Below are 7,185 nucleotides of genomic sequence, written 5' to 3' on the forward strand. Positions count from 1 at the left end.
TTATAATGGCAGCTCTGCGCCCGTTTCATCCATTAGAACCATTCTTTCCTCATCTTCACGCGGCAGCGTGAAGTAACGGAATGCGGCTTCGACGGAATGCTGCACGCTATTCTCTGCAACCGGCGCATACAGACGAAAGGTGAACCCCTCCCGGCTTAAGTCGCCGTGCATCATCGTGAAGGCCATGTGCAGAGCCGCCTTCGACATGCTGTAGCCCAAACCCGTTCCGGGCAAGGCCAGCCCGAGGCTGCCCGTAGGGTCGGTAAGCAGCGCGATCCGCTTCAGCCCCTTCTTCATTATCGGCAGCATCGCCTCCACGAGCCGGATCGGTCCGAGCGCATTGGCGTTGAACGATTCCAGCAGAACGGATGAGGACATTCCGGCGAGACCCGGGGCCTCCCCGTTATCTTCCATCACGGTCTGACATACGATCATGTCGATCGAGTCCGTCATTTCCTGAATACGGGAGGCTGCGCATTGCACCGATTCCCTCGAGCGCGCGTCGAGCGGCACGAGCCGGATTCGCTCATGATCCGCAAAACTGACCTTTGCCAGTTCCCTTTCGGGAAGGCAGGCGATTACCGTCCACTGCTTATCCGCAAAATATTGGCCAAGCGCCTGGCACCAAGGCTGGTGTGCTTCCGTAATCAACACGGTCTGCTCCATCATGCCTCCCTCCCTTGCAAGCCCCGCCCGCACCATTCAAGTGATTGCTTGAGGAATTGCTGGTATACCGGATGAAGCCATACCTGAGCGTTGTGGCCAGGAGTCAGCACGCAGACGCGTCCATTCCCCTGCTCCCTCGTCCAGCCTCCTGGCTGCCGCCCGTGCTCCGAGCTGGTGAATAAGAACACGGTTTTGTCTCCTGGTTCCGTCTCATCAACAAAATAATGCTCGTCCTTGACCGTGAAGCCTTTGATACCGGCGGATATCGGATGTCCAAGAATCGGCTCCAGCGTTACCGGGCACGGCTCGGGATGATGGGTGAATACTCCCCCCACCAGCTCGCGCATGCCTGCGGAATCCATGTACCCCACCGTTCCGGAATGAAGGATGAGCATGCTCCCTCCACGGTTCACATAGGACTGAATTTCTCTCTCCACATCAGGGGTTATCCACGGATTCTCTTCTTCTGCCGAGACCCTGTTGGACTTCGCAAGGACGAGCAGCGGAAAGCCCCAAAGCCATTCACCGACATGCTGCCTGAATTCGTCTCCGGTCTCCAGCACGTATTGGAACTCGAATCCATACTGCTTCAGCGGTTCCAACCCTTCCTTTACCACATGGGACGGATGCCAGTTATCGTCGCACAATACTAAAACGCGCATATGTCTCCCTCCTATAACAGCGTTTTCATTTTTGGTTAAGACCAGTATTCCAGAAACCCAAGCCGTTTACAAGGCAAAATCGACAGCGTTGTTGATACTACAAGGCCGAAGCTCGGCTCCCAGACTATTTCATTCTACATAACTTTTCTGGTTACCTTTTATAACATAGAAACCAATAATTTTGTATTTATATTTCATTTCATTGACATCCGCCCATTTTAATGTGATATTATTTTACAAAAATAATAAAATTCAAATTTAATTCGTAATTTACGTTAAATTAAATGACATTAAAATCGCGAAATTCTTGGTCCTTATCAAAAAAATAAAAAATCATGGAGGTGGCTATCTTGAATGACAAAAGCACCAAGCTGCTCGATTACGTGCAGCTGCTGGATCACGATCTATCAATAGGGGGCTTCAGCTGCTTGTCGGACATCAGGACCCGGATCGCGGACGGGCGCATTCAATCCAAGCGGGAGCTCGAAGAGTTCTTCCTACACCCGATGCGAATACGCTTGGTAGATCAGGACAGCAGCGCGATCCAGTCCATTTACAAGGCAGCCGAACTCTCGGATTCATCCTCCATCGCCAATACGGATAAGCTGCTAGGCAGATTGACCAAGGATGAATACACCACCGCGAGAAAACAAGGAGCAAGGCAGTTCAAGCTCGCTCAAGCTTTGTATCCATGGCTGAACCTCGGTCCGCTCGAAAACATCGTCCGGGAACACTTCGGCCCGACCTGCTTAGCTACCATCCATGCATATATTAACTATCAACTAGGAATAGGATGCGACCAAGCCGTACACGGCTATATCCGGTCAGGCGTCAACGCTTGTGTAGTTGAGGCGGCTTCCTCTCTGCATATCCCTCGTTCGGAAGCCGATATATTAGCCAGCCACTGGACGGTTCAAACGGAAAAGGCTTGGCTGACCAAAAAAGATTCCCTTACTCAAGAAGCATTCGACTCCTTTACTCACAGCCATCACCATCATATCGCATGAGCACGCTTTCGAATTCCTAATAGCATCAACAAACCGCACAACAAAAGGCAATGCGATGCTGTGAACAGCCCATTGCCTTTTTATATCCCTTTAAGATCCCCGCGAAGGAGAGATGATGATGAACAGCATGTTTGCGGATGCACCCTTCGAAACCGTTTTACCTTTACAACCCGGAATTACTCAACACTTTGATCACTATATGGAATATCTGGCCGACTCCCGTGACGGACTACCGATTCTGTATTATCAATTTCACGTACCCTTGAAGCATTCGGGATTCTGCCCGCTCCTTCCCGGAGGCTGTATTGACATTCTGTTTCCTTACGGCGGCCAACCGGCTATTTCGCTGGTATACGGAAGTGTGCGCAGCCGCTCAGAGCTGTTGCTTCAGCCTGGAACCTCTTATTTCGCCGTTCGGCTGCTCCCCGTCGCCCTGGCCCCCATTGCTCAGATTCCACTTAAGGAGCTTGTCGACCACAGCGTTCCTCTGCAGGCACTTCTCCCTTCCGCTCGGTGTCTTGAGCTCCGCATCCAATCCAGAGCGTTGTCCTTTCGTGAACGAATTACAGCCTTTCAAGAGGAGATGAACTGCCTGACACAGCCATCACAACGCAGACACGAATCCGAACCCAAAGAACTCCTCCCCGCAGTACGCCAGATCTACCTTGCTCACGGAAATCTTAGCCTGGCTGAATTATCGCGGATGATGAACCGTTCCACCCGGCATGTTCGTTATGTTTTCGAGGAATTCATCGGACTGCCCCCCAAAACCTTCTGCCGGATCGTCAGGTTCCAACAAGCTGTATCACGCCTCCTGCAGCCTGGCAGGACCGTCTTTAACGACATTATTTCCGAATCCGGTTACTATGATCAAGCCCATTTTATCCGAGAGTTCAAAACGTTCGTACGGGAATGCCCAACCCTATTTCTCGCTAATCATTTCAAAAGGCTCTAGCATAACCCATGTTATTATATATAACACCAGTTCCGTTTTATACAATTCATGTTACATCCTCTTCATTATAATGAGTACCAACGACGCAAGTGGCGTCATGTTACTTAACATTATATAGGAGGAAAACCCATGAAGAGTTATAAAAGCAATCTCCTGACCATCCTGCTTCTCTCTACACTGTCCCTCACACCGGTTATCGCCTCCGCCTCGCCGGCAGCCTCCCCCGCCTCCAGCGGAGAGAAGAACGAAGCTGCATCCACAGATTGGATGCCCCCATCGTTAACTTCTCTCAAGGCGAGCAATACACCGATTACTGCAGCCGAATTCGCCGAAGCGATGAAGCTTGCCGCGCAAGCCGCCGGATCTACCACAATCCCCGCCTTCCCCAGCGTGCAAGGAAACTTTACCCGCGAAAAGGCAGCTGAGCTCTTGAATTCGGTGATTGAGGTTCCCCGGGCTAAATCCGTCGGATATAAAGACATTGCCCAAGAAAGTCCTTATAGGCAGGCCGTTTCCAATGTATACACGGCAGAGCTGATGCAAGGAAAAACTCCAGAGGCTTTCGGATACGGCAAAATGCTGACGCATCGCGAAGCCGCCGCGATCGTCTACCGCCTCTATCAGTATTTACAGCCGTTCAAACTGACAGAGGCCACGATTGCAGACATGCAAAAGGCAATGGAAACCGGGCGCCTCACTTCGGAAGCACTGGTGCAGCAATATTTGGAGAGGATTGCCGCATATGATCACAAAGGGCCTAAACTGAACAGCATCCTCACGTTGAACGCGAAGGCGCTCGAAACGGCAAGGAAGCTCGACGCCGAACGGATAGCCTCAGGCGAACGCAGTCCTCTCCACGGCATTCCAGTTCTCGTCAAAGACAATTATGATACATACGACATGCCGACCACCTCCGGCAATATCGGCCTTCAGGGCGTAGTACCACCGGATGACGCGGCACAGGTCAAGAAGTTAAGGGATGCCGGCGCCATTATTATCGGCAAAGCTAACCTCCATGAGTTCGCGTTCGGTTATACGACCGTCAGCTCGATGGGTGGACAAACGCTCAACCCTTACGATCCGAGCCGCGTACCCGGAGGCTCCAGCGGCGGCACGGCCGCTGCCATTGCCGCGAATCTCGCCGCCGTGGGCATGGGGACGGATACGGGAGGATCGATCCGGATTCCTTCCTCGTTCAACAGCCTGGTTGGCATCCGCCCGACCGTGGGCTTATCGAGCCGGGACGGTATTGCGCCGCTGGCACTCACCCAGGATACCGGCGGCCCGATCGCCCGTTCTGTCGCGGATGCGGCCTTGATCCTGAACGCCACGGCAGGCTATGATCCGAATGACATCGCAACGGCCAAGAGCGTCGGCTTCGTGCCGAAGGATTACACCGATTACCTTGATAAAGACGGACTTCAAGGAGCCCGGATCGGCATCGTCCGCGAAGTTTTCGGCAGCGACGCACAAGTCAATGCCGTCGCCTCCAGCGCCATCGAGGAAATGAAAGCCGCGGGCGCAATCCTCGTAGACAACGTAAAAATACCGAATTTCGATATCATTAACAAATACGGAAGCCTAAGCGCATGGGAGTTCAAATTCCAGTTTAACGACTATCTTAAGTCGCTAGGCGATGCAGCCCCTTACAAATCGCTGGACGAACTAATCGCCGCCGGAAAATATGACCCTTCGATCAAGAAATCACTCATCGACCGGAATAACCGCACTTCGCTCGATGCCGAGGAATATAAGGACATTGTCCTGTTCCGTACCAAATATGTGCAGGACGCCGTGCTGAAGATGATGGCGGATAACCAGCTGGATGCCCTGATCTTCCCGACCTCCTCCCGGACCGCCGTCAAAGTCGGCGAAGAGCAGGTAGCCGGAGATGCCTTTAAACTCAGCTCTTTCACCGGCTGGCCCACCGTCACGGTACCCGCCGGATTCACGGCTGACCATTTGCCGGTAGGCATCGACTTCTTCGGCCGTGCCTTCAGCGAACCCGAATTGATCAAGCTTGCCTACAGCTACGAGCAGCATACGCACCACCGCGAGGCACCTCAAACCACGCCTTAACCATAAGCAAACCGGCAATTGTTGACATCGCATCTGTTACCAGCTGTTAGCAGCTAATCTATCCTTACAGCAAGCCCGCTATTATAACAATGTATCCAAATATAAAAAGCGCACCCATCATGCCGGTCGAGAAAGCTTCTGTTGAGAGAACTTTCCGTACGCAGCGCAGGGTGCGCTTTTACTTATGCAGACACAAAAAAATCCTTGCCTTCGCAAGGATTGCCGTTGTTAAGTTATGGTGCGGTAGAGAGGACTCGAACCTCCACGGGCGTACGCCCACTACCCCCTCAAGATAGCGTGTCTGCCATTCCACCACTACCGCACGTTTTAGGGAAAAATAAACTGGTGAGCCATGAAGGACTCGAACCTTCGACACCCTGATTAAAAGTCAGGTGCTCTACCAACTGAGCTAATGGCTCTCGCTGACTCACTAGGATGTGTGCCAAAAAGAAAAAATCAATAAAGTAATTAATTAAAGTGACCCGTAGGGGATACTCTCGCTTCGCTCGAGACTGCGATGTAATGCTATCGAAGCCTATGCTCCGACGAACCCTATTGGGTTCTCATCCCTTAGCGAAGTAATTACTTAAAGTGACCCGTAGGGGATTCGAACCCCTGTTACCTCCGTGAAAGGGAGGTGTCTTAACCCCTTGACCAACGGGCCATATCAACAAAGCGTGACAACAAAAATTATCTTACCAGAACTTTTGGGACATGGCAAGTACTTTTTTTTATTTTTTTTATTCTGCCGTTGTTTAGAGCTACATCCCCCCTTGAAAATGCATAACTTTGCTCATGTCATGGCATCTTATGATTGGCATGTCACATAGGGGATTGGTCCCAAATCCCGCCTAACTCACACATAAAGGAGAATATGACCATGGCAAAACCTGACGACCGCTCGGATAACGCGGAAAAAATCCAAAACGCTATCAACAATACCCGTGAAAACATCCAGGAAACCAACGATTACCTGGATGAACATGCGGAGGAAATTTCCGGACAGGAGTTCCATAACCTCGAGCACAAAAACGTAAAGCGTGAAAGAGCCATCGAAGGCTTTGAAGAGGAATATCAAGACGAGAAATAAGTCGGATACATTATTAAAGAAGCTCCCCACCGCTTTCGCTGGGGAGCTTCTTTAATAATGTCCAAAGGATCACTGCAAGGATGTTGCATTGGTTCCTAAGGTCACAAGAGAATACCGCTTCCGCTCGGTACAATTTTACTTTTTCATCCCATCCGCAAAAAATTGGTGACAATCAAGCTGTCGCTAATTTTTTGCTATAATTCAAGCAAAAGTGCTGCATTGCACACTTCAACGAAAGAAGGAGGACATTGTATTATGAAGCCAAGTATTTCTGTTTTGACCCTGGGCGTAGACGATTTGGAAAGATCCCTCTCCTTTTACCGGGATGGCCTGGGCCTGCCAACGGAAGGCATTATCGGAACCGAATTCGAGCACGGCGCTGTGGCGTTCTTTGACTTTCAAGCCGGCGTGAAACTGGCTATCTGGAAAAGGGACGACCTTATCCACGATGCCAACATCGCACGTACCGCTCGGAGCAGTTCGGAGTTTACGATCGGCCACAACGTCGCCAGCAAAGAGGCTGTCGATCAAGTGATGGAACAGGCGCGTCTGGCAGGAGCCACGATTACCTCCCCCGCACACGATACGTTCTGGGGGGGGTACTCAGGTTATTTTCAGGACCCTGACGGGCACCTATGGGAAATCGTCTGGAATCCCGCTTGGGAGTTTCCCGTGGAGTAAGGGCTGGAAGGTCGGGACTGCGATGCTGTTCCTACCGATGCTTAT

Annotated in this window: 7 protein-coding genes and 3 tRNA genes; 5 read left to right on the plus strand and 5 right to left on the minus strand. The window is 51.4% G+C overall.

What is annotated here, in order from left to right; translation table 11 throughout:
• Entirely contained in the window at window positions 1-666 is a 666-nt protein-coding gene (locus ACTHPM_RS14680; RefSeq protein WP_440395622.1) for an SDR family NAD(P)-dependent oxidoreductase, read from the minus strand.
• On the minus strand, window positions 666-1,328 hold the full coding sequence (locus ACTHPM_RS14685) for a ThuA domain-containing protein (RefSeq protein WP_440395621.1): 663 nt from the start codon (window positions 1,326-1,328) through the stop codon (window positions 666-668). Before ACTHPM_RS14685 ends, ACTHPM_RS14680 begins: the two co-directional genes overlap by 1 nt.
• A gap of 350 nt (window positions 1,329-1,678) precedes the next feature.
• Between ACTHPM_RS14685 and ACTHPM_RS14690 the strand changes: the two genes are divergently transcribed.
• From ACTHPM_RS14690 to ACTHPM_RS14700, 3 genes are all read left to right on the plus strand, one after another.
• Entirely contained in the window at window positions 1,679-2,335 is a 657-nt protein-coding gene (locus ACTHPM_RS14690; protein ID WP_440395620.1) for an urease accessory UreF family protein, read from the plus strand.
• A 118-nt stretch (window positions 2,336-2,453) separates the two neighbouring features.
• Window positions 2,454-3,290, plus strand: coding sequence for a helix-turn-helix domain-containing protein (locus tag ACTHPM_RS14695; RefSeq protein WP_440395619.1), 837 nt, complete (start codon window positions 2,454-2,456; stop codon window positions 3,288-3,290).
• 129 nt (window positions 3,291-3,419) lie between these two features.
• The gene (locus ACTHPM_RS14700) at window positions 3,420-5,369 is read left to right on the plus strand and encodes an amidase family protein (RefSeq protein ID WP_440395618.1); all 1,950 of its coding nucleotides are present in this window, start codon (window positions 3,420-3,422) and stop codon (window positions 5,367-5,369) included.
• 236 nt (window positions 5,370-5,605) lie between these two features.
• Here ACTHPM_RS14700 and ACTHPM_RS14705 read toward each other — a convergent pair.
• The 3 genes from ACTHPM_RS14705 to ACTHPM_RS14715 form a co-directional block, all read right to left on the minus strand.
• Window positions 5,606-5,691 (minus strand) — tRNA-Leu (locus ACTHPM_RS14705).
• A gap of 21 nt (window positions 5,692-5,712) precedes the next feature.
• Window positions 5,713-5,788 (minus strand) — tRNA-Lys (locus ACTHPM_RS14710).
• 173 nt (window positions 5,789-5,961) lie between these two features.
• Window positions 5,962-6,033: transfer RNA gene (locus tag ACTHPM_RS14715), tRNA-Glu, on the minus strand.
• Between the two features lie 210 nt (window positions 6,034-6,243).
• Between ACTHPM_RS14715 and tlp the strand changes: the two genes are divergently transcribed.
• Both tlp and ACTHPM_RS14725 read left to right on the plus strand, forming a co-directional pair.
• Window positions 6,244-6,459: a small acid-soluble spore protein Tlp gene (tlp, locus tag ACTHPM_RS14720; RefSeq protein ID WP_440395617.1), complete on the plus strand. Its 216-nt coding sequence runs from the start codon at window positions 6,244-6,246 to the stop codon at window positions 6,457-6,459.
• Between the two features lie 255 nt (window positions 6,460-6,714).
• Window positions 6,715-7,140: a VOC family protein gene (locus tag ACTHPM_RS14725; RefSeq protein WP_440395616.1), complete on the plus strand. Its 426-nt coding sequence runs from the start codon at window positions 6,715-6,717 to the stop codon at window positions 7,138-7,140.
• Window positions 7,141-7,185: the final 45 nt, after the last annotated feature.

Origin of the sequence: Paenibacillus sp. SAFN-054, assembly GCF_051966755.1 — a bacterium.
GTDB lineage: Bacteria > Bacillota > Bacilli > Paenibacillales > Paenibacillaceae > Paenibacillus_AQ.

Bases quoted from the DNA above. Each gene is read 5' to 3' on its own strand.
- ACTHPM_RS14680 (WP_440395622.1), bottom strand. From the start codon at position 666: ATGGAGCAGACCGTGTTGATTACGGAAGCACACCAGCCTTGGTGCCAG.
- ACTHPM_RS14685 (WP_440395621.1), bottom strand. From the start codon at position 1,328: ATGCGCGTTTTAGTATTGTGCGACGATAACTGGCATCCGTCCCATGTG.
- ACTHPM_RS14695 (WP_440395619.1), top strand. From the start codon at position 2,454: ATGAACAGCATGTTTGCGGATGCACCCTTCGAAACCGTTTTACCTTTA.
- ACTHPM_RS14700 (WP_440395618.1), top strand. From the start codon at position 3,420: ATGAAGAGTTATAAAAGCAATCTCCTGACCATCCTGCTTCTCTCTACA.
- tlp (WP_440395617.1), top strand. From the start codon at position 6,244: ATGACCATGGCAAAACCTGACGACCGCTCGGATAACGCGGAAAAAATC.
- ACTHPM_RS14725 (WP_440395616.1), top strand. From the start codon at position 6,715: ATGAAGCCAAGTATTTCTGTTTTGACCCTGGGCGTAGACGATTTGGAA.